The sequence below is a fragment of the Streptomyces sp. NPDC045778 genome (assembly GCF_056431945.1).
In genome coordinates this window covers 80,947-106,998 of sequence record NZ_JBWKJZ010000031.1, presented here as the reverse complement: position 1 = coordinate 106,998, position 26,052 = coordinate 80,947, and the positions used below count along the sequence as shown (strand labels likewise).

Sequence of the window (26,052 nt, the reverse complement as noted above, 5' to 3'; positions counted from 1 at the left end):
GGCGATGCCGGGGTGGGTTGTGCCCGCCCGTCCTGCTCTGCGGGGTGATTGCGCACAGTGGGGTGGGGCTTGGCCGGGCTCATGCTCGCAGTTCTGTTTGGCGATGCCGGGGTGGGTTGTGCCCGCCCGTCCTGCTCTGCGGGGTGATTGCGCACAGTGGGGTGGGGCTTGGCCGGGCTCATGCTCGCAGTTCTGCTTGGCGAAGCCGGGGTGGGTTGTGCCCGCCCGTCCTGCTCTGCGGGGTGATTGCGCACAGTGGGGTGGGGCTCGGCCGCACTCATGCTCGAAGTTCTGCTTGGCGAAGCCGGGGTGGGCACAACGGGGTGGGGCTCAGCAGCACTCACGCTCGAAGCCCTGCCTGGCGAAGCCGGGGAGTTTCGGGTGGGTGGGTGGGATAGCCCGCCGCGGTAGCGGCGGCACCGCCCGTCGGGGCCGGGCCCCGCGAGGCCAGGGCGGGGGAGCCCCCGGCGCGGCCGCGGCCGCGGAGGCCCCCAAATTGGAGGGGCCCGAAGGGGAATGCCCGCCCCCGCACCGGGCAGGCGCACCGTACCCCCACGGGAGTGGTCACACCCCCATGGCGGCCGCCACATCCCCTCTCCCGAGGTGGCGGCCGCCACCCCCGTCGGCCAGCGGCACGCGGGCAGGTACGCGCCAGGGGCACGCCAACAGGAGCCCTCCAGCTCAACAGGAACCCGCGGCAGGGCACCGGGGCACAGACACCCGCACAGCCACGCAGGGCGCAGCACGGTCAAGGGGAAACCGAGTGCGCGCAGGGCCGCCCCCGCCAGGCGACCCACCGCCCAAGGCCCCGCCAGGAGCCCCGCCCCGCCGAGTGCGCGCAGGGCCGCCCCGGCCAGGGCGGCCCGACAGCCCAGGCCCCCGCCAGGGCCACGCCATGTGGGCTGAGCCACACCTCCCCGGCGCCCCCGGCCAGAACCGGCGCGATAGCCTGACCGCGGATCTCTCTTGATGCCAAGAGATCGATCATCGAGGGCGTCGGTGGGGATCCAGCACATGGGGCAGGGACCCCCACCGCCAGCTGTCTTACGGAGATCGCCATGACCCGCACTCCCGTGAATGTCACCGTCACCGGCGCGGCCGGCCAGATCGGCTACGCGCTGCTGTTCCGCATCGCGTCCGGCCACCTGCTCGGCGCGGACGTGCCGGTCAACCTGCGCCTGCTGGAGATCACTCCGGCGCTGAAGGCCGCCGAGGGCACCGCGATGGAGCTCGACGACTGCGCCTTCCCGCTGCTGAACTCGATCGAGATCAGCGACGACCCGAACGTGGCCTTCGACGGTGCCAACGTCGCCCTGCTCGTCGGCGCCCGCCCGCGCACCAAGGGCATGGAGCGCGGTGACCTCCTGGAGGCCAACGGCGGCATCTTCAAGCCGCAGGGCAAGGCCATCAACGACCACGCGGCGGACGACGTCAAGGTCCTGGTCGTGGGCAACCCGGCCAACACCAACGCGCTCATCGCGCAGGCCGCCGCCCCGGACGTACCGGCGGAGCGCTTCACCGCGATGACCCGTCTGGACCACAACCGCGCGATCTCGCAGCTCGCGAAGAAGACCGGCGCGGCCGTCTCCGACATCAAGCGCCTGACCATCTGGGGCAACCACTCCGCCACCCAGTACCCGGACGTCTTCCACGCGGAGATCGCGGGCAAGAACGCCGCCGAGGTCGTCAACGACGAGCAGTGGCTGGCCGACACCTTCATCCCGACCGTCGCCAAGCGCGGCGCCGCGATCATCGAGGCGCGCGGCGCGTCCTCGGCCGCCTCGGCCGCGAACGCCGCCATCGACCACGTCCACACCTGGGTGAACGGCACCGCGGCCGGCGACTGGACGTCCATGGGCATCCCGTCCGACGGTTCGTACGGCGTACCGGAGGGGCTCATCTCCTCCTTCCCCGTCACCACCAAGGACGGCAAGTACGAGATCGTCCAGGGCCTGGAGATCAACGAGTTCTCGCGTGCCCGCATCGACGCCTCCGTCAAGGAGCTGGCGGAGGAGCGCGAGGCGGTCCGCGCCCTCGGCCTCCTCTGAGCCGACACGGCCGACACAGCCGACACAGTCGACACGGCCGATACGGCCGATACGGCTGACTCAGCCGGCGTAGTCGACACGGCTCGCACAGCCGACGCACCCGCCCCCCGCGACCGTTCACCACGGCCGCGGGGGGCGTTCGCCGTTCCTGGGGGGGGGCACAACCGCCTCTCCCGTCACTGTTTCGAAGGACGTAGGACGATTCCCCGGACAGCCCCGCCGCCCGGCCACTACGGTTTCGCGCCATGCGAGGCGACCCACCGCGCGACTACCGGCACACCGAATCCACCCGCCTGCTGAGCGTCGGCGCGCGGCAGAACGCGGACTTCCGACGGCGCGTCATCGGCGAACTCGTCGGCCACGCCGAGCGCCCGGTCGCGCCGCCGCTCGGCGCCGACGTCCTGCCGGTGCTCGCGCACGCGCTGCGCGCCCGGCGCGAGGAGATCGTCAGCGCGCTGCTGCTGTTCGCCGTGTGGGCGGGGTTCCTCGCCGCCGACACGGTGATGGCCTGGGACGCGGCGAACGACCGCGCGGCGGGCGGCGACGCGGGACTCTCCCTCGGCGACACCCTGACGCTGGCCTTCGACGGCGGCGGCGCCGACGGACCCGGCGGCGCGACCGGCGCGCTGCTGCCCGGCGGCTGGGCCCTGTGGTACGCGGCGGTCGTGTTCCTGCTGTGGTGCGGGCGGATCGTCTCCGGCCGGGACACCGGCGCCGGGGAGCCGCTGCGCCCGGTGCGGCTGCCCGCGGTGCTCGCCTGGCTGCGGCGGCGGTTCGGCTGGCTGGTGACCGTGCAGGCCTGGGTGTTCGGCATCACGTACTGGTTCGCGGCGCTCACCGGGATCACCGACACGCCGTACCCGGTGATCTTCCCGCTGCTGATCACGGTCGTGGTGTGGCGCCACCAGTTCCGCGCCAAGCGCGTGCTGCGCACCCAGCTCGCCCGGCAGGTGTTCGCCGAGACCGGCCAGCCGGAGCTGCCGGAGCGGTACGCCGGGATCGCCGAGTGCGTCCGCAGGGAACAGCGGGCCCCGCTCACCCTCTACGACGTCAACCGCCCCTTCGTCGGGGCGGGGAAGCCCCGCAAGCCGTGGTCGGTCGTCCTGGAGCTGAAGCCCGACGACCGGCCGCGCCGGGACGGCGGCGTGCCGCCGCAGCGGCCCCCGGGGCCGCTGACCGCGCGGGACGTCATCACCATGATCGGCCCACGCTTGAAGGCCCTGCGCACGTCCGCGGGCGACACCAGCAAGGACCGGCTCCGGCATCTGGAGATCGACGAGTTCGTGTATCTGCCCTCGGGGGCGGGCCGCGACGAGGAGCTGTACACGGGCAACGGCTACGAGACCGCGCGCGTGTACGACGACAGCGCGGTGGAGCGGCACCTCGCCGAGTCGGCGGGCGAGGGCGGCGAGGCCCGGCGGCACTTCCTGCGGCTGCGCGTCGGCTCCTGGAACGAGCAGGTCGTCGTCTCGCTCCTGGTCCGGGTGCACACGCAGGGCGGCATGCTGGTGCTCGAAGTGGTGCCGCACGTGCTCGGCCCGGTCCTGCCGGAGTTCCGCAGGGCCGACGCGGTCGCGGTGAGCGAGCCGGAGGGCCCGGTCCGGGACGCCCTGCGGGCGTGCGTGGACGGACCCGCGTTCGGCGTGGCGCTCGGCATCGGCGCGCTGCGCGCGCTGCCGTCCCTCGGGGCCGCGGTCCGGCACTGGTGCGCGGCCGGCGCCGACGAGTCCCCCGCGGCGGCCCCGGTCGCCAAGAACGCGCGGCACGCCGGGGCGAGGCCGGTGGCGCGCGCGGTGCGCTTCCTGCGCGTCCTCGGCGCCCGCCTCCTGCCGGTGCGTACCGCGCCACCGGACGCCCCGCTGGTCTCCCTGCGCGAACTCGCCGCCACCGACGAGCTGTCCCTGTTCCAGGAGATGGACGTCGCCCGCTACACGAAGACCCTCCAGGACCGCATCGGCGAGGGCGTCCGCGACGCGCTGCGGGCCAGTCACTACCGCACCGACCGCCTGGAGCAGAACATCACGCAGATCAACAACAGCGGCGTCTACATCAACGAGATGTCCGGCGGCGCACTCGCCACCGGCACCCACGGCCAGGCCACCCACATGGAGAAGAGCACGGTATGAGCGACCAGGGAAAGAGCGCGGACACAGGCGGCGGGGCGTCCGTCACCATCAACTCGATCAGCGGCGGGTCGCAGGCCTTCGGCAACCAGGGCATCGCCGTGTCCAGCAACTCCACGACGGTCGTGGCGAGTCCGGAGTACGCGGACCTCCTCGCGTCCGTACGAAGCCTGCGCCGCGACCTGGCACAGGGCGGGCGGCCCGGCGAGGACGAGGCCATCGACGCCGAACTGGCCGACGTGGAGGGCGAGATCACCCGCACCGGCCGCAGCGCCCCCGGGCGGCTCGCGCGGGTGCGCGACCGGCTCGCGGAGTACGCGCCCGCCACCGCGACGGCCGCGTCGGTGGCGGCCGTGCTCCAGGCGCTCGCCCAGCTTCCGCAGCTCCCGGGCTGAGACGTGCGCGTCTTCGACAGCGACCGCCAGGAATGGGTGGGGCACGAGCACGAGCGGCAGGTCAGGGCGCTCCACGACCAGGACGCCGCGCGTCAGCGGACCGCCTGGCGCGGAGCCGTCTCGGTGCTCGCGGTGTGCGGCCTCGCCTTCGGCACGTGGGCGCTCGGCTGGAAGGACGAGCCGGAGCCGACGGCGTATCTGATGGGGCCTCAGTCCTCGGCGAACAGCCAGGACGTGACGGGCGAGCCCGCGGAGAAGTCACCGACGGACGACGCGCCCACGGCGGTCACGGGCCCGCCGGCCGGCTACGAGTCCGTGACCGACGTCCGGGGCTTCCGGGTGGTCGTGCCGATCGGCTGGAGCCGCACCTCGGTGGCGGGGCAGGGCGACATAGGCGTCGTCAACTACCGCAACTTCAGCGGGACGCGGCGGCTCCAGGTGTACGAGGTCAGCGAGCCGACCCCCGACGCGTCGTTCCGGGACTTCCTGGACGACACCAAGGTGCCGAAGTCGCCCGGCTTCCGGAAGCTGGCCCTGGAGTCCCTCGGCGAGGGCGCCCGGCTCACCTACCTCACGGGGCAGATGGACGAGCAGCCGGACGTCAGCACGTGGTACGTGGTGGACCACCGGTTCAAGGCGGTCGACGGCAAGCTGTACGCCCTGGTGGGGTACGGTCCCGCCGACGCGGACCGGGGCAAGGTGCGGCGGCTCGTCGCCAACGCCGTGGCCTGGTTCTGTCCGCCCGGCAGGGTGTGCCCCGACCCCACCGCCGCCCCGCCCCAGGGCTAGGCACGGGCCCGGCCGATGCCCGGTGTCACCACGGCCGCGACGACGACCACGGCCACACCCACCACGCGGAGCGCGGACTCCATGCCGCCCGCGAAGTCGCCCCCGTGGTGGGCGAGGACCGTGCCCGTGACGGCCACGCCGAGCGCCGCGCCGATCTCCCGCGACGAGGTGCTGAGACCGGAGCCGAGGCCCGCCTGGTGCGGGGGCAGGGAGGCGACGACGCCCAGGGTCAGGGCGGGCATGCACAGGCCGGTGCCCGCCGAGATGACGAGCAGCCAGCAGGCGTACAGGGCGTAAGGCGTCGAGGCGTCGGCCGTCGACGTGGCGAGCAGGCCCGCGCCGATGAGGAACAGGCCGCCGCCGACGACGGGACGCGGCGCCGTGGACCAGCGCGCCGCGAGCCGGGGCACGAGCACCATGCCGACGGTCAGCGGCACGATGGCGAAGCCCGCCTGCGCGGCTCCGTAGCCCTTCACGTACTGCAAGTACTGCGAGTTGACGAAGAAGAGGGAGAAGAGGCCGAAGAAGCTGGCGGCCGTGCCGAGGGCGGCCGCGCGCAGCCGCCCGGAGCGGAAGACGCGCGGGTCGAACAGCGGTGCCTTCGCGCGCAGCGCGTGCAGGACGAACGCGCCGATCAGGGCCGCGCCCACCGCGAAGGCGGCCAGGATGCGGGCCGCCGTCCAGCCGTACAGGGGGCTCTCGATGATGCCGAAGAGGACCGCGACGAGACCGGCGATGAGCAGCAGCGTGCCGAGGGGGTCCAGGGCCGGGGCCTCACGGGACGCGGGTGTACGAGGCGTCGTACGGGCCACCGCGAGGGCGAGCAGCACACCGAGCGGAAGCATGATCCAGAAGAGGGCGCGCCACGGCAGGTACTCGCCGACGAGGCCGCCGCCGATGTTCCCGCAGAGGCCGCCGAGCCCCGCCGAGAGGGCCCAGGACGCGAGGACGCGCGGCTTCTCCTCCGGGGACGCGACGCGCATCAGGACGGACAGGGTCGCGGGCATGATCAGCGCGGCTCCGGCGCCGGAGACGCCGCGCCCGGCGATGAGCAGGGCGGGCGCGGGGGCGAGCGCGCTGACGGTGGCGCCCGCGGCGAACAGGCCGAGCCCGGTGAGCAGCGCGCCCTTGCGGCCGTAGCGGTCGCCGAGCGCGCCCGCGGGGATCAGCAGGCCCGCGAACACGACGGTGTAGGCGTCGACGGTCCAGAGCAGTTCGCTCGCGTCCGGGTGCAGGGACGACGACGTGAGCTGGGGGAGCAGCAGGTTGATGGCCGCGACCATGCTCTGGGCGACGAGGACGCAGGCGCACAGGACGATCAGGGTGGAGCGCTTGAGGGGCGTCGGCTCCGGCGGTGACGCGGCCGTGACGGGCGCGTGGCTGAGGGCAGGGGAAGACAAGGCTCCTCCTCGGGAGCGGTGGGGTGGGATGCACCGTCACCGTAGGCTCGGCTCGTACCTGCTTTCCAGTGCAATCTCTGCAAGGAGTGATTGCGTGTGACGCAATCAAGTGAGCCCGGGGCGCCGGACCTGTCCGGTGGGGCCGCGGACCGGTCCGGCGTCCCGGCCCGCCCCGACGTCGACCTCAATCTGCTGATCGCCCTCGACGCGCTGCTCGACGAGGGCAGCGTGCGCGGCGCCGCCCGGCGGCTGCATCTGTCCGAGCCCGCGATGAGCCGCACGCTCGGGCGCGTCCGCAAGGCGCTCGGCGACCCGGTCCTGGTGCGGGCGGGCCGCCGCATGGTGCCCACGCCGTACGCGCTCGCGGTGCGGGCGGAGGTCGGCGCGGTGGTGGAGCGGGCCCGCGCGGTGTTCGCCGGGCCCGGCGCGCAGGACCTGCGTACCGTCCGGCGGACGCTGACCGTCGTGGGGCAGGACTCGCTGGCCGCCACCTACGCCCCGGCGCTGATCGCCCGCGCCGCCGAGCAGGCACCCGGGGTGCGGCTCCGCTTCCTGCCGGAGAGCCATCTGGACGCGCCCGTGCTGCGCGAGGGCGTAGCGGACCTGGAGGTCGGCGTGATCGACACGACGGCGCCCGAGGTGCGGATCGAACACTTCCTGGAGGACACGATGAAGGGCCTGGTCAGGCCCGGACATCCGCTCCTCGACGGCGAGTTGACGCCGGGCCGGTTCGCCGCGGCGGACCATCTGACGGTGTCCCGCAAGGGCCGGATGACGGGCCCGCTGGACACGGCCCTCGCCGAACTTGGCCTGGAGCGCCGGGTGGTGGGCAACGTGGGCACGTACACCGCGTCGCTGTTCATCCTGCTGCGCACGGACCTGGTGGGCCTCATCACCGGCTGGATGCGGCCGCTGGCCGACGAGCTGGGCCTCGTCAGCTTCCCGATCCCCCTGGCGCTGCCGCCGCTGCGCCTCGCCATGGCCTGGCACCCGCGCCACGACGCCGACCCGGCCCACGCGTGGCTGCGGGGGTGCGTCCGCGACCTGGTACGACGTCACTGAGCGCGCGGGCGCGGTCTGAGTACGCGGTCTGAGTACGCGCGCCCTGTCCCGGCCGCCGACCGTGCGGTGGACTCGGGGGCATGCGACAGACCCAGGACACGCGGTGGTACGCCGTCCGGGCGCCGGAGCGGCCGTGGTACGCCGACCGGACCCCGGAGCGGGACGAGTGGTGGTGGCTCGTCCCGACGGCCGGCACGGCCCTCGCGCTGCTGTGCGCGTTCGTGCAGCTCAGGGATGCCGAACTGCCCTTCTTCTGGATCGCGGCGACGTACACGCCGGGCTTCTTGCTGGTCGTCGGGAGCTGGTTCACGCCGCGGACGCGGGAGCTGCGCGGGGTGCGCGTGAGCCTCGCGGTGGTGGGCTGCGTGCTGACGTTCCTGACCGTGAAGGCCTTCACGGCCGCGCTGTACGTCGTGGCGGTCCTGGCCTGGCTGCGACAGGGCGACGGCTGAGGCAGGACCTTTGCCGACGCTTCGGGCTCCGTCCGAAAAGTGGCCGTCTTCTGTTGCCTGCCTCCTACTGAATGTAGTACTTCTTATACATGAGCGAGCAAGTCCACAACAGGTTGGCCGTGGTGCGCGCCGAGCGGAAGGTGTCGCGCCAGAGCCTGGCCGAGGCCGTGGGCGTCCACTACCAGACCATCGGCTACATCGAGCGAGGGCAGTACAACCCGAGCCTCGACCTCGCCCTGAGGATCGCGAAGTACTTCGGGCTTCCGGTCGAGGCGCTGTTCTCCCTGGAGCCATTTCGCCCGCTCACGGACCAGCTGTACGGGAGGGACCAGTAGGCATGGCACAGCAGCAGTTGACCGCGTACGACCGGCGCATGCGGGCCTTGATGAACCGCACCGAGGGGGAGCCGCTGTACCGCACCGCCAGGCGGCGCCGCGCCGTGGTCGTCGCGCACATCGCGCTGACCGTCGGCGCCGTCGCCGCCTGGCTCGGCACGGTCGTGGGCGAGTCCGCCTCGGCGGTGTGGGTGATGCTCGGCCTGCTGCTGCCCTGGTGCGTGGCCACCGGGATCATCAACAGCGCCACGCGCGGCCTGCTGGAGCTGCGCCCGCGCGCCCTCGACGAGCGGCAGCGCGGCGAGCGCGACCGGGTGCGGGCCCGTGCCCACCAGGTCATGACCTGGCTGCTGCTGGCCGCCGTGGTCGGCACGGGCGTCGCCGGTTTCGCGGGCGTGGACGTCAAGGCGCTGGTGTTCCAAGTGATGTTCTGCGCCTTCGTCACGCACTGGCTCATGCCGCTGTGGGTGGCGGGGCTCTCCGCGCGGGACGAGCCCGAGCCCGACGGCGACGTCTTCGGCTAGGGGCGGCCGGGCCCGGCGGCCTCAGGTGCGCTGGAGCCGCTCCTGGAGCTTCGCGATGTCCACGGATTCGCCGGGTGACGGCGTCTTCGTGGGCACGGGCTTGTTGTAGTCACTCAGCGTGGTTGTCTTGTCCTCGCCGTCGCCCTTCTCCGTGGCGCGGATCAGATAGGGCTTGCCCTCGGACGCCACGTACAGCGCCTTCTCCTTGCCGTCGTCGGTGGACGTGAGCGGGACGACCTTGGTGCCGTCGACCGTCGTGACGTCGCCCTTCTTCAGCTTCTCCGTGTCGTCGTCGGAGTCCTCGTCGACCGACTTCTGGAGCTTCTTGAGGTCGCAGACCTCGGAGAGGCCCTTGAGCAGCTGGTCGCTCGTGCTGCCGTGGATGTAGCGGTTCTTGAACAGCTCCGCGGCGGCCGCGCCGTCACCGTTCGGCACCTGGTTGCGCCAGAACGCGCTGTCGGGCTTCATCCACACCTTGTCGCCCTGCTTGACCAGGTCGGCGGAGCCGCCGCCGGCGGCGAACGTCAGCTTGCCGGTGCAGTTGCCGTCGCGGTCGAGCGTCAGGTCCATCGCCGCCGGATCGTCCTTCTCGGCGTCGGTGCCCTTCTCCACCAGCTTGAGGTGCACCGACGTGGCGTCGAGCAGCTCCCGCTTCGCCTTGTCCGAGATCTCCCGGGCGCTGAGGTCCGCGGTCTTCTTGCCCTTGTCGCCCTTGTCGCCGTCGTCGTCCGACGAACAGGCCGGGACGAGCAGCGCCAGGGCCGCCGCAGCGCAGACGCCGGTAGCGGTGCGTGCTGACATAAGAGACATCCGCCTCATAAAGTCACCTCCGGTGACAGAACGTGCTTCGAGCGTACGTTTCACCTCGCGTACCCGCATACGCAGTGACACAGCACACTTTCAGCCATCGAATAGGCATGCTTTCCCCGGGCACGGGCAGGTGCACCCGGCTACCACGAGTGACCAGGTGGTGCACAAGGCAGCAAAGTGGCAGGAACGGAAGGCAACAGGGACGTGTCCGCACAACAGACCATCCACGTCGGCGGCGAATGGCGCGCGGCCGCGAACGGCGCAACGCGCGAGATCCTCGACCCGGCGGACGCCAAGCCCTTCGCCCTCATCGCCGAGGGCGGCGCCGAGGACGCGGACGCCGCGATCGCCGCCGCCCGCCGGGCCTTCGACGAGGGCCCCTGGCCCGCCACGCCCGTCGCCGAGCGCGCCGCGCTCCTGCGTCGCGTCGCCGACCTCCTGGTCCGCGACCGCGAGGAGATCGGCCTCCTGGAGAGCCGGGACGCGGGCAAGACCCTGGAGGAGGGCCGCGTCGACGTCGACTGCGTGGCCGACGCCTTCCGGTACTTCGCCGACCTCGTCATCGGCGAGGGCGCGGGCCGCGTCGTCGACGCCGGCTCCGACGACGTCCACAGCGTCGTCGTGCACGAGCCCGTCGGCGTCTGTTCGATGATCACGCCCTGGAACTACCCGCTGCTCCAGGCCAGCTGGAAGATCGCGCCCGCCCTCGCGGCCGGCAACACCTTCGTCATCAAGCCCAGCGAGATCACGCCCCTGACCACGGTCGCGCTCATCGAGCTGCTCGTCGAGGCGGGCCTGCCCGAGGGCGTCGCCAACATCGTCACCGGGCCCGGCCACACCGTCGGCGCCCGGCTCGCCGACCACCCCGACGTCGACCTGGTGTCCTTCACCGGCGGCCTCGTCTCCGGCACCAAGGTCGCCCAGGCCGCGGCCCTCGGCGTGAAGAAGGTCGCCCTCGAACTCGGCGGCAAGAACCCCAACGTCGTCTTCGCCGACGCCTGCGCCACCGACGAGGGCTTCGACACGGCCGTCGACCAGGCGCTCAACGCCGCGTTCATCCACAGCGGCCAGGTCTGCTCGGCGGGCGGCCGCCTCATCGTCGAGGAGTCCGTGCGCGACCGCTTCGTGGCCGAACTCGCCCGCCGCGCCGAGAAGATCAAGCTCGGCCGCGGCACCGAGGACGGCGTCGAGGTCGGCCCGCTCGTCTCCAAGGAGCAGCGCGAGAAGACCGAGGCGTACGTGGCCTCCGCCCTGGCCGAGGGCGCCGCCCTGCGCTGCGGCGGCAAGCGCCCCGAGCCGAGCGCCGTCCGCCCCGCCGACGGCTACTTCTACGAGCCGACCGTGCTCGACCAGTGCCACCGCGAGATGAAGGTCGTGCGCGAGGAGGTCTTCGGCCCGGTCCTGACCGTGGAGACCTTCCGCACCGAGGACGAGGCCCTGGCCCTCGCCAACGACACCGAGTACGGCCTCGCGGGCGCCGTGTGGACCACCGACTCCGGCCGCGCCCGGCGCATGGCCCGGCGGATGCGCCACGGCACCATCTGGATCAACGACTTCCACCCCTACCTGCCGCAGGCGGAGTGGGGCGGCTTCGGCAAGAGCGGCGTCGGCCGCGAGCTGGGCCCGGCAGGCCTCGCGGAGTACCGCGAGACCAAGCACGTCTACGAGAACCTGGCGCCCGCGCCGGTCCGCTGGTTCAAGGGCTGAGGCCCCGCGGGCCCGGGCCGCGACCCCAGCGGCCCTGGCCCGGCCCCCGAGTCCGTACGTACGCAACCCCCCTTACGCGCAAGCACCTTGGCAGCGACGAGGAGCAGTACCCCCATGACTGGAACGTCTGAAACCCCCCAGGCCACGGCCGAGTTCGACTACGTGATCGTCGGCGGCGGCACCGCGGGATCGGTGATCGCATCCCGGCTCACCGAGAACCCCGACGTCACCGTCGCGGTGATCGAGGGCGGCCCGAGCGACATCGACCGCGAGGACGTCCTGACGCTGCGCAAGTGGCTCGGCCTGCTCGGCGGCGAGCTGGACTACGAGTACACGACCACCGAGCAGCCGCGCGGCAACTCGCACATCCTGCACAGCCGCGCCAAGGTCCTCGGCGGCTGCTCCTCGCACAACACGCTGATCTCGTTCAAGCCGCTGCCCTCCGACTGGGACGAGTGGGAGGCCGCGGGCGCCACCGGCTGGAACGCCGAGGCCATGGACCCCTACTACGGCAAGCTGCGCAACAACGTCGTGCGCGTCGCCAAGAAGGACCAGAACCAGATCGCCACCGACTGGATCGAGGCCGTCAAGGAAGCCCTGGACGTCCCCGAGGTCGTCGGCTTCAACGACCGGCCCTTCGACGAGGGCGTCGGCTTCTTCGACCTGGCGTACCACCCGGAGAACAACAAGCGCTCCTCGGCGTCCGTCGCCTACCTCCACCCGCACATGGAGGCCGGTGACCGCCCGAACCTCCACCTGTTCCTGGAGACCTGGGCGTACCGCCTCGAGCTGGACGGCAAGACCGCGCGCGGCGTCCACGTGCGCACCAAGGACGGCGCGGAGCAGCTGCTCACCGCCCGCCGCGAAGTGGTCGTCTGCGCGGGCGCCGTGGACACGCCGCGCCTGCTCCTGCACTCGGGCATCGGCCCGAAGGCGGACCTGGAGGCCCTCGGCATCCCGGTGGCGCACGACCTGCCGGGCGTCGGCGAGAACCTCATCGACCACCCCGAGTCGGTCATCGTCTGGGAGACCAACGGCCCGATACCGGGCAACTCCGCGATGGACTCCGACGCGGGCCTGTTCGTGAAGCGGGACCCGGAGCACAAGGGCCCCGACCTGATGTTCCACTTCTACCAGATACCGTTCACCGACAACCCGGAGCGGCTCGGCTACGAACGCCCCGAGCACGGCGTGTCGATGACCCCGAACATCCCCAAGTCCCGCGCCCGCGGCCGCCTCTATCTGACGTCGGCGGACCCCGAGGTCAAGCCCGCCCTGGACTTCAAGTACTTCGAGGACGAGAGCGACTACGACGGACAGACGCTCGTCGACGGCATCAAACTCGCCCGCAAGGTCGCCGAGGCCGAGCCGTTCAAGAAGTGGCTCAAGCGGGAGGTCTTCCCCGGCCCGCACGTCACCGACGACGCCGAGATCAGCGAACTCGTCCGCAAGGCCGCGCACACGGTCTACCATCCGGCGGGCACCTGCCGAATGGGTGCTTCCACTGATGAACTCGCCGTGGTGGATCCGGAGTTGAAGATCCGGGGCCTGGCCGGAATCCGTATCGCGGACGCATCCGTCTTCCCGACGATGCCCGCCGTGAACCCGATGATCGGAGTGCTCATGGTCGGGGAGAAATGTGCCGAGATCCTTGGGGGTGACGGCCGATGAGCGAGGCCGCGATACCCCTGGCGGGGAGCACAGCGATGTCCGTGACCACGGGTGGGCGCGTGGTCGCCGTGACGCCTGTGACCGCCGAGACGCCCGTGTCCGCGGCCGTCGCCATGCGCCGAGGTGAGAACCGATGAGCGAAGCCGCCACCGTGACCACGACCGAGCCCTCCCGGGCGGACAGCCCCGTCTTCAGCGTCCAGAACCTGTGGAAGGTCTTCGGGCCGAAGTGCGAGCGCGTCCCCGGCGACCCGGAGCTGACCGCCCTCGACCCCGCCGAGCTGCGTGAGCGCACCGGCTGCACCGCCGCCGTGCGGGACGTGTCCTTCGAGGTCAACAAGGGCGAGGTCTTCGTCGTCATGGGCCTTTCGGGCTCCGGCAAGTCCACGCTCGTACGCTGTCTGACCCGCCTCATCGAGCCGACGTCCGGCTCCGTCGCCATCGACGGCGAGGACGTCCTCGCCATGGACAAGGCGCGCCTGCGTGAACTGCGCCGCCACCGCGCGTCCATGGTCTTCCAGCACTTCGGCCTGCTCCCGCACCGCACGGTCCTCGACAACGTCGCCTACGGCCTGGAGATCCAGGGCGTCGGCAAGGCCGAGCGCCGCGAGAAGGCCGCCGAGGTCGTCGCCAAGGTGGGCCTCGAAGGCCTGGAGGCGCGCAAGCCCGGCCAGCTCTCCGGCGGCCAGCAGCAGCGCGTCGGCCTGGCCCGCGCGCTCGCCGCCGACCCCGAGGTCCTGCTCTTCGACGAGCCGTTCAGCGCCCTCGACCCGCTGATCCGCCGCGACATGCAGGAGGAGGTCGTGCGCCTGCACCGCGAGGAGGGCCGCACGATGGTCTTCATCACCCACGACCTCAGCGAGGCCCTCAAGCTCGGCGACCGCATCGCCCTGATGCGCGACGGCCGCGTCGTCCAGCTCGGCACACCCGAGGAGATCGTCGGCTCCCCGGCCGACGCCTACGTCCGCGACTTCGTCAGGGACGTACCGCGCGAGCAGGTCATGACGGTGCGCAGCGCCATGCGGCCCCTCGACCCCGCCTCCGGCGACGACGAGCGCGGCCCCGCCCTCGCGCCCGACGCCACCGTGTCCGAGGCCATCGAGGCCGTGGCCCGCTCCGGCTTCCCGGCCCGTGTGATGGACGACGGGCGCTGCCTCGGCGTCGTCGACCAGGAGCACCTGCTCGGCGTGGTCGCGGGCGTGCCCGCGCGGGACGGCTCGGGCGAGGTGGTCAAGTAATGGCCACCGCCACCGCCTCCACCCCCGTACGAGATACCGGCATCGGGGCCCTGCTCCGGCACCGCGCGGCCACCAAGCTCCTGCTGCTCGCCGTCGTCGCGGCGGTCGCCGTCCCCATCGTCAACGCCAAGTGGGCTTCCGGCGCCTGGCCGGGCGCGCTCACCGTCGACCTGTCCGAGCCGCTCGGCAAGGCCAGCGACTGGATCATCGACAACCGCGACAGCCACCCGCTGTTCACCTACTTCCTCGGGCACGTCTCCAACGCCATCGTGCTGTCCGTGCGCGGCGTCTACCTGGTCCTTCTCGCCGCGGGCTGGGCGGGCGTCACCGTCGCCGCGGCAGCTGTCGCCTGGCGCGTCGCGGGCGTGAAGCTCGCCGTGACGGCCGCCGCGGCCTTCGGGGTCTGCGGCCTGCTCGGCATGTGGGTGCCGACGATGCAGACGCTCGCGCTGATGACCGTCGCGGTGCTCGCGTCGGTGCTCCTCGGCATGCTGCTCGGCCTCGCCGCGGGACTCAACGACCGGGTCTTCCGCATGATGCGCCCGGTCCTCGACACCATGCAGGTGCTCCCGGCCTTCGCCTACCTGCTGCCCGTGGTCCTCGTCTTCGGCATCGGCGTGCCCGCCGCCGTCCTCGCGACGGTCGTGTACGCGGCCCCGCCGATGGCCCGCCTCACCGCGCTCGGCCTGCGCGGCGCCGACGGCGGCGTGATGGAGGCCGTGGCGTCGCTCGGCGCGACCGGCCGCCAGCGGCTGCTCTCCGCGCGCCTGCCGCTGGCCCGCAAGGAACTCCTCCTCGGCGTCAACCAGACGATCATGATGGCGCTCTCCATGGCCGTCATCGCGTCCGTGATCGGCGCCGGCGGCCTCGGTGACCGCGTCTACCAGGCGCTCGCCTCCGTCGACGTCGGCCAGGCGCTCGCCGCGGGCATCCCGATCGTGCTGCTCGCCGTGGTCCTGGACCGCGTCACCGGCGCCGCGGGCGAACGCCTCGGCACGCGGGCCGATGACACCTCGCCGCTGCGCGGCCCGCGCGGCTGGTCGCTCGCCGCCGCCGTGACCGTGGCCTGCGCGCTCGCCGCCCGCTTCGCCGACCGCCTGGAGTGGCCGACGAGCTGGGTCGTGCAGATCGCCGAGCCGGTGAACACCGCCAAGGACTGGATGGTCGACCACCTCTACACGGGCGTGCCCGTGGTGGGCGGCACCGCCGACTGGGGCGCGCACTTCACCACGTACGTCCTCGACCCCGTGCGCGACGGCCTCCAGGGCCTGCCGTGGTGGTCGCTGCTGCTGATCGTCGCGGCCCTCGCCTGGGTGATCGGCACCTGGCAGACCGCGCTCACGGCCGTCCTCGCGATGGCGGCGATCGGCGTGCTCGACGTCTGGAACGCCTCCCTCGACACGCTCTCCCAGGTCCTCGCGGGCGTCGCGGTGACCCTGGTCCTCGGCTTCGCGATCGGTGTGGCGGCCTCCCGCAGCAGGCGTCTCGAACGCGCCCTGCGCCCCGTCCTCGACGTCTTCCAGACGATGCCGCAGTTCGTGTACCTGATCCCGGTCGTCGCGCTCTTCGGCGTGGGCCGCGCCCCGGCCGTCTTCGCCGCCGTCGTGTACGCGCTGCCCGCCGTCGTCCGCATCACCACGCAGGGCCTGCGTCAGGTCAGCCCCGCCGCGATGGAGTCCGCGAAGTCCCTCGGGGCCACCGACTGGCAGGTGCTGCGCCAGGTCCAGCTCCCGCTGGCCCGCCCGGCCCTCCTGCTCGCCCTCAACCAGGGCGTCGTGCTCGTCCTCGCCGTCGTCGTCATCGGCGGCCTGGTCGGCGGTGGCGCGCTCGGCTACGACGTCCTCGCGGGTCTGGCCCGCGGCGACCTGGCCACCGGCCTGGTGGGCGGCATCGCGATCGTCTGCCTCGGCCTGATGCTTGACCGGGTCACGCAGCCGACGGAACGCCGCGCGAAGAAGGGAGCCTGACATGCGGATGAGGATGCGTACGCGCGTCGTCGCCTCGGTCGGAGCGGGCGCCGCCCTGCTCGCCCTCTCCGGCTGCGGCAAGGCCGACATGAGCAAGCAGGCATCCCCGTACGCGAACGCGGCGGGCGCCAAGACCGTGACGCTGTCCGTGCAGTCCTGGGTGGGCGCGCAGGCCGACGTGGCCGTCGCCGAGTACCTGCTCAAGCACGAGCTGGGCTACCGCGTCGACAAGGTCCAGATCGACGAGATCCCGGCCTGGGACGCGCTCAGCCAGGGCCGCGTCGACGCGATCATGGAGGACTGGGGCCACCCGGACCAGGAACAGCGCTACATCAAGGACAAGAAGACGATCGTCCCCGGCGGTGACGTCGGCGTGACCGGGCACATCGGCTGGTACGTCCCCACGTACTTCGCGAAGAAGCACCCCGACGTCACGGACTGGAAGAACCTCAACAAGTACGCGAAGGAATTCCGCACCCCGGAGTCCGGCAGCAAGGGCCAGCTCATGGACGGCTCCCCGTCCTACGTCACCAACGACAAGGCCCTCGTGCAGAACCTCGACCTGGACTACAAGGTCGTCTTCGCGGGCTCCGAGGCGGCTCAGATCACCCAGATCGAACAGTTCGCCAAGCAGCAGAAGCCCTTCCTCACCTACTGGTACAAGCCCCAGTGGCTGTTCGAGAAGGTGCCGATGACGGAGGTGAAGCTGCCCGCGTACAAGGAGGGCTGCGACGCCGACCCGGCGAAGATCAAGTGCGCTTACCCGCACACGCCGCTCCAGAAGTATTTCAACGCGGACTTCGCGAAGAACGGGGGCGACGCGGCGGCCTTCCTGAAGCGCTTCAAGTGGTCGGAGGCCGACCAGAACGAGGTCTCGCTGATGATCGCCGACAAGAAGATGTCCCCTGAGGACGCAGCGAAGCGGTGGGTCTCTGACAACGAGGCCAAGTGGAAGGCGTGGCTGCCCAAGTAGCGTGACGGGCGGATCGGCGCTTCGCGCCTCGTCCTCAAACGCCGGACAGGCTGGATCTGCCAGCCCGTCCGGCGTTTTCGCGAGGGTTACGCCAGGTCCTTCGCGATGGTCCGGAGGGCCTCCATGGCCTGGTGGTGCAGGCCCCCGCCGAAGGTGATCCGGGTCGCGCCGAGGCGGCCCAGCTCCCGGGGGGAGGGCCCGCCGGGGAGCCCGATGGCGTTCAGCGGAGCCCCGATCGCGGCGCTCAGCGCGGGCAGCACGTCCACCGGCGCCTTGATGACGTACACGCAGTCCGCCCCGGCCTCGACGTAGAGCCGGGCCCGCGCCACGGTCTCCTCGAAGTCCGCGACCCCACGCAGATACGTGTCCACGCGCGCGTTGACGAACAGTTCGCGTCCGGCGACCTCCCGCACCGCCGCGAGGTAGTCCGCCTGCTCCCGGGGGTCCTTGAGGGTGCCGGCGGGCGTGTCCTTACGCCCCCAGGAGTCCTCCAGGTTGCACCCGACGACCCCGGCGTCGAGCAGCCGTCCCACCAGCTTCCGCGCGGGCAGCCCGTAGCCGTCCTCGACGTCCGCGCTGACCGGCACGGACACCGCTCGCGCGACGCGCCCGACCGCCTCGAACATCTCGCGCGGCGGCACGGATCCGTCGGCGTACCCGAGCGCGGCGGCGACGCCCGCGCTGGGCGTGGCGAGCGCGGGGAACCCGGCCTCCTCGAAGACGCGGGCACTGGCCGCGTCCCACGGCCCCGGCAGGACGAGCGGGTCGCCCGGCTCCCGCCCGTGGTGCAGGGCGCCGAACGCCTCAGCGGTGCACTTGCTCATAGGTGGTGCTCATCCTTTCGGGACGTACGGGGCTCCGGGCGCGGCCCGGTGGCGCGGGACCTACTCGGCGGGGCGGTGCGCGGTCGACCCCGGCGTGTAGTGCCCGGGCACCATGCGCGTGGTCACGGCGAACCGGTTCCAGCCGTTGATCAGGGTGATCGCCGCGATGAGGTGGGCCAGCTCCTTGTCGTCGAAGTGGCGCGCGGCGCGCTCGTACACCTCGTCCGGTACGAAGCCGTCGGTGAGGACGGTCACGGCCTCCGTCAGCTCGATGGCGGCGATCTCCCTGGCCGTGTAGAAGTGCTTGGACTCCTCCCAGGTGGACAGCTGCACGATGCGCTCGACGCTCTCACCGGCCGCGAGGGCGTCCTTGGTGTGCATGTCGAGGCAGAACGCGCAGTGGTTGATCTGCGAGGCCCGGATCTGTATCAGCTCGAAGAGGACCGGGTCGACCCCGCGCTTGGCGGCCGCGGCGAACCGGATCATGGCCTTGTACGCCTCCGGGGCCAGCTCGGCCATGTTGAGGCGGGGGGTGTGCTCGGGCAGCCGGTCGTCGTGGGCGTGCGCGTGCGGGGCGGCGGGGTGCGTCGTGTCGGTCATGTCGCGAACCTACGGGGCGATTAGCCCACCGGTATGGTCCATTCCCATGGAGAAATCTTGGGCCACTCCGGGCGGTGGGGACGGCCCCGGACCGGGCGGCTGGAGCGTGGACCTCCACCTCGACGCGCCCGGCAAGGGCACGCGCTCCGGTGTGCGCCGCGGCCTCACGGACGCGCTGCGCGACGCGGTCCGCGGCGGCCGTCTCGCGCCGGGCACGCGCCTTCCGTCGTCCCGTACGCTCGCCGCCGACCTGGGCGTCGCGCGCAACACGGTGGCCGACGCGTACGCGGACCTCGTCGCGGAGGGCTGGCTGACCGCCCGGCAGGGCTCGGGCACGCGGGTCGCCGCCCGTGACGTGCCCCGCCCGGTGGCGCCCGCGCGCCCGCCCCGCAGCGCCGCCGCCCCCGTTCACGACCTGACGCCGGGCACCCCGGACGTCGCCGCCTTCCCGCGCGGCGAGTGGCTGAAGGCGGCCCGGCGCGCGCTCGCGACCGCGCCGGGCGACGCGCTCGGCTACGGCGACCCGCGCGGCAGGATCGAGCTGCGCACCGCCCTGGCCGGGTACCTCGCCCGGGCCCGTGGCGTGCACGCCGAACCGGACCGGATCGTCGTCGTGCCCGGCTTCGTGCACGGCCTGACGCTGCTCGGGGAGCTGCTCGGCGGGCGCGGCCTGCGGGAGATCGCGGTCGAGTCGTACGGCCTGGACCTGCACTGGGACCGGCTCGCGCGGGTGGGCCTCAGGACCCGGCCGCTCAGGCTCGACGAACTCGGCACGCGCGTCGAGGGGTTGGCCGCGCACCGGGCGGTCCTGCTGACGCCCGCCCACCAGTTCCCCATCGGCGTACCGCTGCATCCCGACCGGCGGGCGGAGGCCGTGGAGTGGGCGCGGCGGGCGGACGGGCTGATCCTGGAGGACGACTACGACGGCGAGTTCCGCTACGACCGGCAGGCGGTCGGCGCGCTCCAGGGCCTGGACCCGGACCGCGTGATCTACCTGGGCACGGCCAGCAAGTCCCTGGCGCCGGGGCTGCGGATCGCGTGGATGGTGCTCCCGGCCGCGCTGGCCTCGGAGGTGGCCGAGCTGAAGGACAGGGCCGGGGCGTCCGGCGGGGTCATCGACCAGCTGACGCTCGCGGAGTTCCTGACGTCCGGGGCGTACGACCGCCATGTGCGCTCGGTGCGCCTTCGCTACCGCCGCCGCCGTGACCAGCTGGTCGCCGCCGTGGCGGCGCACGCGCCGGACGTCCGCGTGACCGGCATCGCGGCGGGCCTGCACGCGGTGCTCCAACTGCCGCCCGGCACCGAGCAGGTGGTGGTGCAGTCCGCGAGCTGGCAGCGGCTCGCGGTGCAGGGCCTGTCCCGCTTCCGCCACCCGGAGGCGGCCGCGGCCCGTCAGGACGCGCTGGTGGTCGGCTACGGCACGCCGGCCGACCACACCTGGGCGGCGGCCCTGGACGCGCTGTGCCGCGCGCTGCCCTGAGCGGGAGCCCGGCGGGCTAGCCCTGCGTGGCCAGCCACTCCTCGAAGGTGGTGGGCATGATGCGGGCGTCCTCGGCGGGCAGCAGCGCGTCACCCGCCATGTCCGGCCCGAAGAGGCCGGACCAGGTCGGGACGAGCTTCACCGTGCGGCCCTGGGCCTGGTGCGTGCGCCGGGCCATGTCGACCATGTCCTGCGGGTCGGGCCCGGCCACGTCGCGGTGGCGGCCGAGGGGCGCGCCGGCCGCGACCTCGGCGAGGACGGCCGCCACGTCGTCGGGCGCGACGGGCTGGAGGAGCAGCGGCGCGACGGTGGCGACGCCGTCCTGCTCGGTCCAGCTCGCGACCATGGCGGCGAAGTCGTGGAACTGCGTGGCCGGGACGATGGTCCACGGCACCGGTCCTTCGGCGACCAGGCGCTCCTGCTCGCGCTTGCCCGCGTAGTGCGCGTTGCCCTCGACGCGGTCCATGCCCGCGATGGACAGCAGGACGTGGTGCCTGACCCCCGCCTTCTCCTCGGCGGCGAGGAGGTTGCGCGTGGTGGTGCCGAAGTACGCGACGGTCTCCGCGGGGTCGCTCGCGGTGCAGTTGGTGGCATCCACGACCGCGTCCACACCCACCAGGGCGGCGTCGAGGCCTTCCCCGGTGGACAGGTCCACACCCAGCGAGCGGCTGACGCGCACGACGTCGTGGCCCGCCTTCTCCAGCGCGGCGGCGGTGCGGCCCCCGATGCTCCCGGTGGCTCCGGCGACGGCGATGCGCATGACGATCTCCCTTGGTATGGCGTTCGACACCGACACCCGAACCATATCCAGGACTAAACACATCCGCAATATCCCGGATCCCAGATGTCCGGGATAGGATGGACGGCATGAAGCTGCCTGTGAGTACGGAGTGGGTGTTGCACTGCGCCACGTCGCTGGCGCAGCTGGAGCCGGGGGCGACGGCGTCGGCGGGCCAGCTGGCGGCCTACTTCGACGTCCCGCAGGCCTATCTGGCCAAGCAGCTCCAGCCCCTGGTCAAGGCGGGTGTCCTCGCCGCCACGACGGGCCCGAGGGGCGGCTTCCGGCTGGCCCGCCCGAGCGTGGACATCACGCTCCTGGACATCGTCGAGGCGGTGGACGGGTCGGCGGCTCCGTACGAGTGCAGGGAGATCCGTCAGCAGGGCAGGGGTGCGCTGCCCGCCGAGGACTGCCGCGCGGCGTGCCCGATCGCGGCGAAGATGGCCGCGGCGCACACCGCGTGGCGCACGAGCCTAGCGGCGGTGACCTTGGCCGACCTCCTGTCCGAGATCCCCGAGTGGGCCCCGGAACGCACCCGCCGCCTCTTGGCGGGCACGGGCTGACTCCTTGACCGGGGGGCGCGTGGTGCGGGGGCGCACAACTCCCACGCGCCGCACGCAACTTCGCAGAAACAGACACCGGGGCCCGGCCCTCGCCGCCTGCCACCCGACATCCGGCGCCCGGCCCCCGACATCCGGTACCCGGCCCCCGACATCCGACCCCTGCGCCCGGCGCCCGGCGTCCGGCCCCCGGCATCCGACCCCGGCGCCCGGCGTCCGGCCCCCGGCGTCCGGCCCCCGGCGGCCGATACCGGCACCCGGCAGCCGACGACCGGCATCCGGCACCCGCTACCCGACAACCGACGTCCGGTACCCGGCAGTTGACACCGGCGTCCGGAGGCCGACATCCGACATCCGGCACACGGCGCCGAGCAGGAGGACGGCAAGGGCGATGCCCGGCATCGCGAAGCGCAGCGACGTGGACCCGCCCTTGCCGCCCTCGTCGCCGGACGCGAGCCCCAGCATGGCGAGCCCGGCGCAGACGACCCCCACGGCACCCCACTCCGCCCCGCTGAGCCGCACCCGCAGCAGCCGGGCCGCCGCCACGGCCGTCACGGCGAGCGACGCGGCGAGGGCGGCCCCGACGGTGTGGATGGGAAGGGAGCGCAGGGCCACGACCTGGAGCAGGAACCCGAGACCGTCGAGAGCGAGCCCGGCCACGTACCGCCACTGCCGCACCCCGCGCAGCAGCAGCGCGGGGTCGACACCCGACCCCGTACCGGGCGCGGTCGAGCGCGCCGCGACCGCCTGCAACACCGAGGCCACGCCGAAGCAGACCGCCGAACCAAGCGCGCAAATCATCCCAAGAGCCACGAAGTGACTGTAGGGGAGGGGTTCGCGGCCGCACGGGCGGGAGCCGGTTGGCGCCGCGGACCAGCGGCTCCTTAGGCTGACCGCCGTTTCGCACACCGACACGGGGGAGTGTCCGTCAGCATGCCGCAGCGACGACGGCCGAGCGGGTCCGGCCGCCACGACACGTCGTGGCCGTACTGGGACGAGTCCGCGTACAAGATCAGGAAGCACAGCACATGAGCACTCAGCGAGCACCCCGGTACCGCCGGCGCCTCGGCCTCGTGGCCGTCGTGGCCGCCACCGCCGTCACCCTGACCGCCTGCGGCGGCTCCGACGACGACTCCGCCAAGGGCAAGGGCGGCAAGGACGGCGGGTCCGGCGACCGGGCGAGCGAGGCCCCCAAGGACCTGAAGGTCGGCCAGGCGGGCCCGGTGCAGGAGATCACCAGGTACGACAAGACCGGCAAGTTCTCGCTCACGCCGACGAAGGTCACCCTCGGCAAGCCCGCGGACCTCAAGGAGCTGGACGACGAGAAGAAGTACGGGGGCAAGAAGGTCGCCTGGATCTACGTCAAGGCGAAGCACGTCAGCGGCGCCCCGGTGAAGCAGCCGATGGTGATGGGCAACGTCAACGCCGAGACCACCGACGGCAGCCCGGCCACGAAGTTCATCCTCATCGGCACCCTCTCCAGCCAGCCCGAGGACTGCGTGGGCAACGACGGCAAGCGGGAGCTGGGCGGCGAGGACATCTGGAAGAAGGGCGAGGAGCGCACGGTGTGCGAGCCCTACCTGATCCCCGCCGACGCCACGGTCAAGGCCGTGACCTACTCGCAGGGCTTCTACAAGGAGCCCCTCAAGTGGGCGCTGCGGTAGGCCTATCGCGCGCAGACGCGGTCCCGCGCGGGCAGCTCGCCCGTCGCCAGATAGGCGTTGACGTGGCCGTCCACACAGGTGTTGCCGTACTCGGCGTACAGGCCGTGGCGGTTGGCGCCCGCGAGGGTGACAAGGCGGGAGCCGGGCAGGCGGTGCCGGAGCGCGACGCTCCCCTTGTACGGGGCGCGTGGGTCGCCGGTGGCGGCCACGATCAGCGCGCGGGTGTCGTGCCGCACCCGCGTGGGCCGCTCGCGCGGGCGGTCCCAGAAGGCGCACGGGGTGACGTTGTCGGTCAGCGGGCCGAACAGCGGATGCCGAATCCGGCCGCGCTCGATGTCGCGCCAGTAGCGCTCCGGGTCGCGCGGGGCGGCGACGTCCCCGCACAGGATGGCGGTCTGCGCGCTGCCGGAGGCGGAGTCCACGCCGGTGGTCGCGTACCGCAGCAGGGCGGCGAGGTGCTTCGACGGCCGGGCCGGCTTCCCCGCGGCGGCGTCGGCGAGCACGGACACGGTCTCGCCGAACGCCGCGCGGGCCGGGTCCGTGTCGTCCGCGATGCCTTCCACGATCAGGAACGGCACGTGGGAGTCGTCGACGCGGAAGACGTCGGGCCCGGGTCCGGGCCCGCCGCGGAGCGTCAGGCCGCGCGCGGACTTCTCGACGATCCGGTCGACGGCGGCGAGCACCTGGGCGCGGCTGCGGCCGAGCCCGTACGTGGCGTGCCGCCGGGCCGCCCAGGCGGCCCAGTCCGCGAGGGCCCGCTCGTTCTCGGCCTCGGCGCCCCTGAGGATCCGGGGCTGGTAGCTCGGGGTGTCGAGGGCGCCGTCGAGCACCACGCGGTCGTAGCGGCGGGGGAACATCTGCGTGTAGACGGTGCCGAGGTACGTGCCGTACGAGTAACCGAGGTACGACAGCTTCTCCTCCCCGAGCGCGGCCCTGATGACGTCCATGTCGCGGGCGGTGTTGCGCGTGCTGACGTGCGGCAGCACATCGGCGTGGGCGGACCGGCACTTGGCGGCCAGACGCTTCTGGAGCGCGACCTGGCGCTCGAAGCCCGCGCGGCCCGCCCCGGCGGAGAGGACGGCGGTGCTGACGGGCCAGCCGCAGTCCAGCGGCGTGCTGCGGCCGACGAAGCGGGGGTCCATGCCGATGAGGTCGTAGCGCGCTCCGGTCTCCTTCATCGCCTTGCGGATGTCGGGCGGCATGTCGAGGGCGGTGCCGCCGGGCCCGCCGGGGTTGATGAGCAGCGCGCCCACGCGGTGCCGCCGGTCGGTGGCCTCCAGGCGCGAGATCGCGACGGTGATGGTCCGCCCCCCGGGCGCGGCGTAGTCGAGCGGCACGGTGACGTCGGCGCACCGCACCCCGGCCTTGTCGAGGCCCGGTCCCACCGGGTCGTCCGGGCCCTCGGCGCACCGGCCCCAGTCGAGCCGCTGCTGGTAGTAGCGGCCGAGCCCGTCTCCCGGGCCAGGGGATGCGTTCCCCGCGGGGACGGTGAGGGCGAGGGTCACGGCGGCCACGCCGAACACCGTGGTACGCCGGGCCGATCGAGACCCCTTACGAGGCGCGCGCCGCGCGGAACTGTCCATGCCTTCGACGCTAGAAGCACCTGCCCCCGGACCTCACTCCGACGGCCCCCCGGGGCAGAGGTAGACAAACCCCTACCGCGACGGGGCGCGGCCAGGGGGTACGCCCCCGCTCCGCGCCCCGGCCGCGCCGCGTCACGCGTTCTTGCTGTCGCCGTGAGTCGCCCGGTAGTGCTCGGCGATCTCGTCCGACGTCGTCACCCACACCCCGGGGTGGTTCACGATGTACTCCAGTGCCTGGTCCAGGTACTTCGCGCGGAACGCCTGGCCGATGATGAAGGGGTGCAGGGCCAGCGGCATGACGCGCCCGCTGTCCGTGGCCTCCGCGTCGGCGTGCAACTGGTCGACCTGGTCCTTGAGCATCCGCACGAAGTCCGGGCCCGACGTGCTCTTGCCGATGAACAGGTTGATGTCGTTCAGCTCCACCGTGTACGGCACGCTCAGGACGCCCGGCTCGTTCAGGGCGAAGGGCTGGTCGTCGGCCGTCCAGTCCAGTACGTAGTCGATGCCCAACTCCTTGGCCAAGCGCGGGGTGTTGAAGGTCTGCGTCAGACCAGGGCCCATCCAGCCGCGCGGCCGCGTCCCCGTCGTCCGCTCGATCGTCTCGACGATGTCCTTGAGGACGGCGCGCTCCTCGTCCTCCGCCAGGTCGGTGTGCAGGTCCGAGTTGGTCCTGCCGTGTGCGAGCCACGCCCAGTTCCGCTCCCGGCCCGCCTCGATGATCTGCGGGTAGCGGTCGCCGACGTCGGAGTTGAGCAGGACGCTGGCGCGCACCCCGTGCCGGTCCAGGGTCTCCAGGGTGCGCCAGAAGCCCACCCGCGCCCCGTAGTCGCGCCAGCCGTGGTTGAGCGGGTCGGGGGTCAGCTCCGCGGTTCCCGGATAGATGCTCGTGGAGGGCTTGCCGATCTCGAAGTGCTCGACGTTCAGGCCGATGTAGAAGGCGACGCGCTTGCCCTCGGGCCAGTGGAGCGGCTCGCGCTCGACGATGGGGCTGTAGTCGTAGAGCTTGTTGTCCATCACGATCACCCTCTGGAGTAGCCGGAGCGGCCTGCGGTGGCCGCCGCCTGCGGTGC

Annotated in this window: 23 protein-coding genes and 1 pseudogene; 16 read left to right on the top strand and 8 right to left on the bottom strand. The window is 72.7% G+C overall.

The genetic code is table 11. From position 1 onward, the window contains the following. The first annotated feature begins 1,058 nt into the window (after positions 1–1,058). The 4 genes from AC07GB_RS31435 to AC07GB_RS31420 all read left to right on the top strand — a co-directional run bounded on the left by AC07GB_RS31435 (position 1,059) and on the right by AC07GB_RS31420 (position 5,355). A complete protein-coding gene (locus AC07GB_RS31435; RefSeq protein ID WP_478851370.1) occupies positions 1,059–2,048 on the top strand; it encodes a malate dehydrogenase in 990 nt (329 codons plus the stop codon). A 245-nt stretch (positions 2,049–2,293) separates the two neighbouring features. Then, the gene (locus AC07GB_RS31430; RefSeq protein WP_478851368.1) at positions 2,294–4,174 is read left to right on the top strand and encodes a hypothetical protein; all 1,881 of its coding nucleotides are present in this window, start codon (positions 2,294–2,296) and stop codon (positions 4,172–4,174) included. Further along, complete coding sequence (locus AC07GB_RS31425) at positions 4,171–4,566, top strand: hypothetical protein (RefSeq protein ID WP_478851366.1); 396 nt, start codon at positions 4,171–4,173, stop codon at positions 4,564–4,566. The genes AC07GB_RS31430 and AC07GB_RS31425 overlap by 4 nt, the downstream gene beginning before the upstream one ends. Before the next feature lie 3 nt (positions 4,567–4,569). After that, positions 4,570–5,355, top strand: a complete 786-nt coding sequence (locus AC07GB_RS31420; protein WP_478851363.1) for a hypothetical protein — start codon at positions 4,570–4,572, stop codon at positions 5,353–5,355. On the opposite strand, the gene AC07GB_RS31415 is transcribed toward AC07GB_RS31420, so the two are convergent. Then, positions 5,352–6,755 (bottom strand): MFS transporter, encoded by a 1,404-nt coding sequence (locus tag AC07GB_RS31415; RefSeq protein ID WP_478851361.1) that lies wholly within the window; start codon positions 6,753–6,755, stop codon positions 5,352–5,354. The genes AC07GB_RS31420 and AC07GB_RS31415 overlap by 4 nt on opposite strands. A 129-nt stretch (positions 6,756–6,884) precedes the next feature. Between AC07GB_RS31415 and AC07GB_RS31410 the strand changes: the two genes are divergently transcribed. From AC07GB_RS31410 to AC07GB_RS31395, 4 genes are all read left to right on the top strand, one after another. Further along, positions 6,885–7,817 carry a LysR family transcriptional regulator gene (locus AC07GB_RS31410; protein ID WP_478851405.1) on the top strand — a complete coding sequence of 311 codons (933 nt, stop codon included), beginning with the start codon at positions 6,885–6,887 and terminating at the stop codon, positions 7,815–7,817. 80 nt (positions 7,818–7,897) lie between these two features. After that, entirely contained in the window at positions 7,898–8,269 is a 372-nt protein-coding gene (locus AC07GB_RS31405) for a hypothetical protein (protein WP_478851360.1), read from the top strand. A gap of 89 nt (positions 8,270–8,358) precedes the next feature. Further along, complete coding sequence (locus AC07GB_RS31400; RefSeq protein ID WP_478851358.1) at positions 8,359–8,604, top strand: helix-turn-helix transcriptional regulator; 246 nt, start codon at positions 8,359–8,361, stop codon at positions 8,602–8,604. 2 nt (positions 8,605–8,606) lie between these two features. Then, positions 8,607–9,128: a hypothetical protein gene (locus AC07GB_RS31395; RefSeq protein ID WP_478851356.1), complete on the top strand. Its 522-nt coding sequence runs from the start codon at positions 8,607–8,609 to the stop codon at positions 9,126–9,128. Between the two features lie 21 nt (positions 9,129–9,149). Here AC07GB_RS31395 and AC07GB_RS31390 read toward each other — a convergent pair whose 3' ends face one another. Then, the gene (locus AC07GB_RS31390) at positions 9,150–9,929 is read right to left on the bottom strand and encodes a LolA-like protein (RefSeq protein WP_478851354.1); all 780 of its coding nucleotides are present in this window, start codon (positions 9,927–9,929) and stop codon (positions 9,150–9,152) included. 213 nt (positions 9,930–10,142) lie between these two features. Here AC07GB_RS31390 and AC07GB_RS31385 point away from each other — a divergent pair, with 213 nt between their 5' ends. The 5 genes from AC07GB_RS31385 to AC07GB_RS31365 all read left to right on the top strand — a co-directional run bounded on the left by AC07GB_RS31385 (position 10,143) and on the right by AC07GB_RS31365 (position 17,493). After that, positions 10,143–11,645, top strand: coding sequence for an aldehyde dehydrogenase family protein (locus AC07GB_RS31385; RefSeq protein WP_478851352.1), 1,503 nt, complete (start codon positions 10,143–10,145; stop codon positions 11,643–11,645). Positions 11,646–11,759: 114 nt separating this feature from the next. Continuing rightward, positions 11,760–13,316 (top strand): GMC family oxidoreductase, encoded by a 1,557-nt coding sequence (locus AC07GB_RS31380; RefSeq protein WP_478851350.1) that lies wholly within the window; start codon positions 11,760–11,762, stop codon positions 13,314–13,316. A gap of 133 nt (positions 13,317–13,449) precedes the next feature. Further along, positions 13,450–14,553, top strand: coding sequence for a quaternary amine ABC transporter ATP-binding protein (locus tag AC07GB_RS31375; protein ID WP_478851348.1), 1,104 nt, complete (start codon positions 13,450–13,452; stop codon positions 14,551–14,553). Further along, positions 14,553–16,520 (top strand): ABC transporter permease, encoded by a 1,968-nt coding sequence (locus AC07GB_RS31370; RefSeq protein ID WP_478851346.1) that lies wholly within the window; start codon positions 14,553–14,555, stop codon positions 16,518–16,520. Before AC07GB_RS31375 ends, AC07GB_RS31370 begins: the two co-directional genes overlap by 1 nt. A gap of 7 nt (positions 16,521–16,527) precedes the next feature. Beyond that, positions 16,528–17,493, top strand: a complete 966-nt coding sequence (locus tag AC07GB_RS31365) for an ABC transporter substrate-binding protein (RefSeq protein WP_478851403.1) — start codon at positions 16,528–16,530, stop codon at positions 17,491–17,493. Between the two features lie 86 nt (positions 17,494–17,579). Here the strand turns inward: AC07GB_RS31365 and AC07GB_RS31360 are convergent, their stop codons facing one another. Both AC07GB_RS31360 and AC07GB_RS31355 read right to left on the bottom strand, forming a co-directional pair. Next, entirely contained in the window at positions 17,580–18,317 is a 738-nt protein-coding gene (locus AC07GB_RS31360) for an isocitrate lyase/PEP mutase family protein (protein WP_478851344.1), read from the bottom strand. A 60-nt stretch (positions 18,318–18,377) separates the two neighbouring features. Continuing rightward, positions 18,378–18,917, bottom strand: coding sequence for a carboxymuconolactone decarboxylase family protein (locus AC07GB_RS31355; RefSeq protein ID WP_478851342.1), 540 nt, complete (start codon positions 18,915–18,917; stop codon positions 18,378–18,380). 46 nt (positions 18,918–18,963) lie between these two features. On the opposite strand from AC07GB_RS31355, the gene pdxR reads away from it, so the two are divergent. Beyond that, positions 18,964–20,397, top strand: a complete 1,434-nt coding sequence (gene pdxR, locus AC07GB_RS31350; RefSeq protein WP_478851340.1) for a MocR-like pyridoxine biosynthesis transcription factor PdxR — start codon at positions 18,964–18,966, stop codon at positions 20,395–20,397. Between the two features lie 16 nt (positions 20,398–20,413). Here pdxR and AC07GB_RS31345 read toward each other — a convergent pair whose 3' ends face one another. After that, positions 20,414–21,157, bottom strand: a complete 744-nt coding sequence (locus tag AC07GB_RS31345; protein WP_478851338.1) for an SDR family oxidoreductase — start codon at positions 21,155–21,157, stop codon at positions 20,414–20,416. A gap of 107 nt (positions 21,158–21,264) precedes the next feature. On the opposite strand from AC07GB_RS31345, the gene AC07GB_RS31340 reads away from it, so the two are divergent. Then, on the top strand, positions 21,265–21,738 hold the full coding sequence (locus AC07GB_RS31340; protein ID WP_478851336.1) for an RrF2 family transcriptional regulator: 474 nt from the start codon (positions 21,265–21,267) through the stop codon (positions 21,736–21,738). A 357-nt stretch (positions 21,739–22,095) separates the two neighbouring features. Here the strand turns inward: AC07GB_RS31340 and AC07GB_RS31335 are convergent. Then, a pseudogene (locus tag AC07GB_RS31335) lies at positions 22,096–22,536 on the bottom strand (hypothetical protein); the annotation flags it as partial. A gap of 227 nt (positions 22,537–22,763) precedes the next feature. On the opposite strand from AC07GB_RS31335, the gene AC07GB_RS31330 reads away from it, so the two are divergent. Beyond that, positions 22,764–23,399 (top strand): hypothetical protein, encoded by a 636-nt coding sequence (locus AC07GB_RS31330; RefSeq protein ID WP_478851335.1) that lies wholly within the window; start codon positions 22,764–22,766, stop codon positions 23,397–23,399. A gap of 2 nt (positions 23,400–23,401) precedes the next feature. On the opposite strand, the gene AC07GB_RS31325 is transcribed toward AC07GB_RS31330, so the two are convergent. Both AC07GB_RS31325 and AC07GB_RS31320 read right to left on the bottom strand, forming a co-directional pair. Continuing rightward, the gene (locus AC07GB_RS31325; protein WP_478851334.1) at positions 23,402–24,982 is read right to left on the bottom strand and encodes an alpha/beta hydrolase; all 1,581 of its coding nucleotides are present in this window, start codon (positions 24,980–24,982) and stop codon (positions 23,402–23,404) included. A 132-nt stretch (positions 24,983–25,114) separates the two neighbouring features. Continuing rightward, entirely contained in the window at positions 25,115–25,996 is an 882-nt protein-coding gene (locus AC07GB_RS31320; RefSeq protein ID WP_478851333.1) for a polysaccharide deacetylase family protein, read from the bottom strand. Positions 25,997–26,052: the final 56 nt, after the last annotated feature.

Coding starts and splice junctions, on each gene's coding strand:
- AC07GB_RS31435 (WP_478851370.1), top strand. CDS start 1,059: ATGACCCGCACTCCCGTGAATGTCACCGTCACCGGCGCGGCCGGCCAG.
- AC07GB_RS31430 (WP_478851368.1), top strand. CDS start 2,294: ATGCGAGGCGACCCACCGCGCGACTACCGGCACACCGAATCCACCCGC.
- AC07GB_RS31425 (WP_478851366.1), top strand. CDS start 4,171: ATGAGCGACCAGGGAAAGAGCGCGGACACAGGCGGCGGGGCGTCCGTC.
- AC07GB_RS31405 (WP_478851360.1), top strand. CDS start 7,898: ATGCGACAGACCCAGGACACGCGGTGGTACGCCGTCCGGGCGCCGGAG.
- AC07GB_RS31400 (WP_478851358.1), top strand. CDS start 8,359: ATGAGCGAGCAAGTCCACAACAGGTTGGCCGTGGTGCGCGCCGAGCGG.
- AC07GB_RS31395 (WP_478851356.1), top strand. CDS start 8,607: ATGGCACAGCAGCAGTTGACCGCGTACGACCGGCGCATGCGGGCCTTG.
- AC07GB_RS31390 (WP_478851354.1), bottom strand. CDS start 9,929: ATGTCAGCACGCACCGCTACCGGCGTCTGCGCTGCGGCGGCCCTGGCG.
- AC07GB_RS31380 (WP_478851350.1), top strand. CDS start 11,760: ATGACTGGAACGTCTGAAACCCCCCAGGCCACGGCCGAGTTCGACTAC.
- AC07GB_RS31375 (WP_478851348.1), top strand. CDS start 13,450: ATGAGCGAAGCCGCCACCGTGACCACGACCGAGCCCTCCCGGGCGGAC.
- AC07GB_RS31370 (WP_478851346.1), top strand. CDS start 14,553: ATGGCCACCGCCACCGCCTCCACCCCCGTACGAGATACCGGCATCGGG.
- AC07GB_RS31365 (WP_478851403.1), top strand. CDS start 16,528: ATGAGGATGCGTACGCGCGTCGTCGCCTCGGTCGGAGCGGGCGCCGCC.
- AC07GB_RS31360 (WP_478851344.1), bottom strand. CDS start 18,317: ATGAGCAAGTGCACCGCTGAGGCGTTCGGCGCCCTGCACCACGGGCGG.
- AC07GB_RS31355 (WP_478851342.1), bottom strand. CDS start 18,917: ATGACCGACACGACGCACCCCGCCGCCCCGCACGCGCACGCCCACGAC.
- pdxR (WP_478851340.1), top strand. CDS start 18,964: ATGGAGAAATCTTGGGCCACTCCGGGCGGTGGGGACGGCCCCGGACCG.
- AC07GB_RS31345 (WP_478851338.1), bottom strand. CDS start 21,157: ATGCGCATCGCCGTCGCCGGAGCCACCGGGAGCATCGGGGGCCGCACC.
- AC07GB_RS31340 (WP_478851336.1), top strand. CDS start 21,265: ATGAAGCTGCCTGTGAGTACGGAGTGGGTGTTGCACTGCGCCACGTCG.
- AC07GB_RS31330 (WP_478851335.1), top strand. CDS start 22,764: ATGAGCACTCAGCGAGCACCCCGGTACCGCCGGCGCCTCGGCCTCGTG.
- AC07GB_RS31325 (WP_478851334.1), bottom strand. CDS start 24,982: ATGGACAGTTCCGCGCGGCGCGCGCCTCGTAAGGGGTCTCGATCGGCC.
- AC07GB_RS31320 (WP_478851333.1), bottom strand. CDS start 25,996: ATGGACAACAAGCTCTACGACTACAGCCCCATCGTCGAGCGCGAGCCG.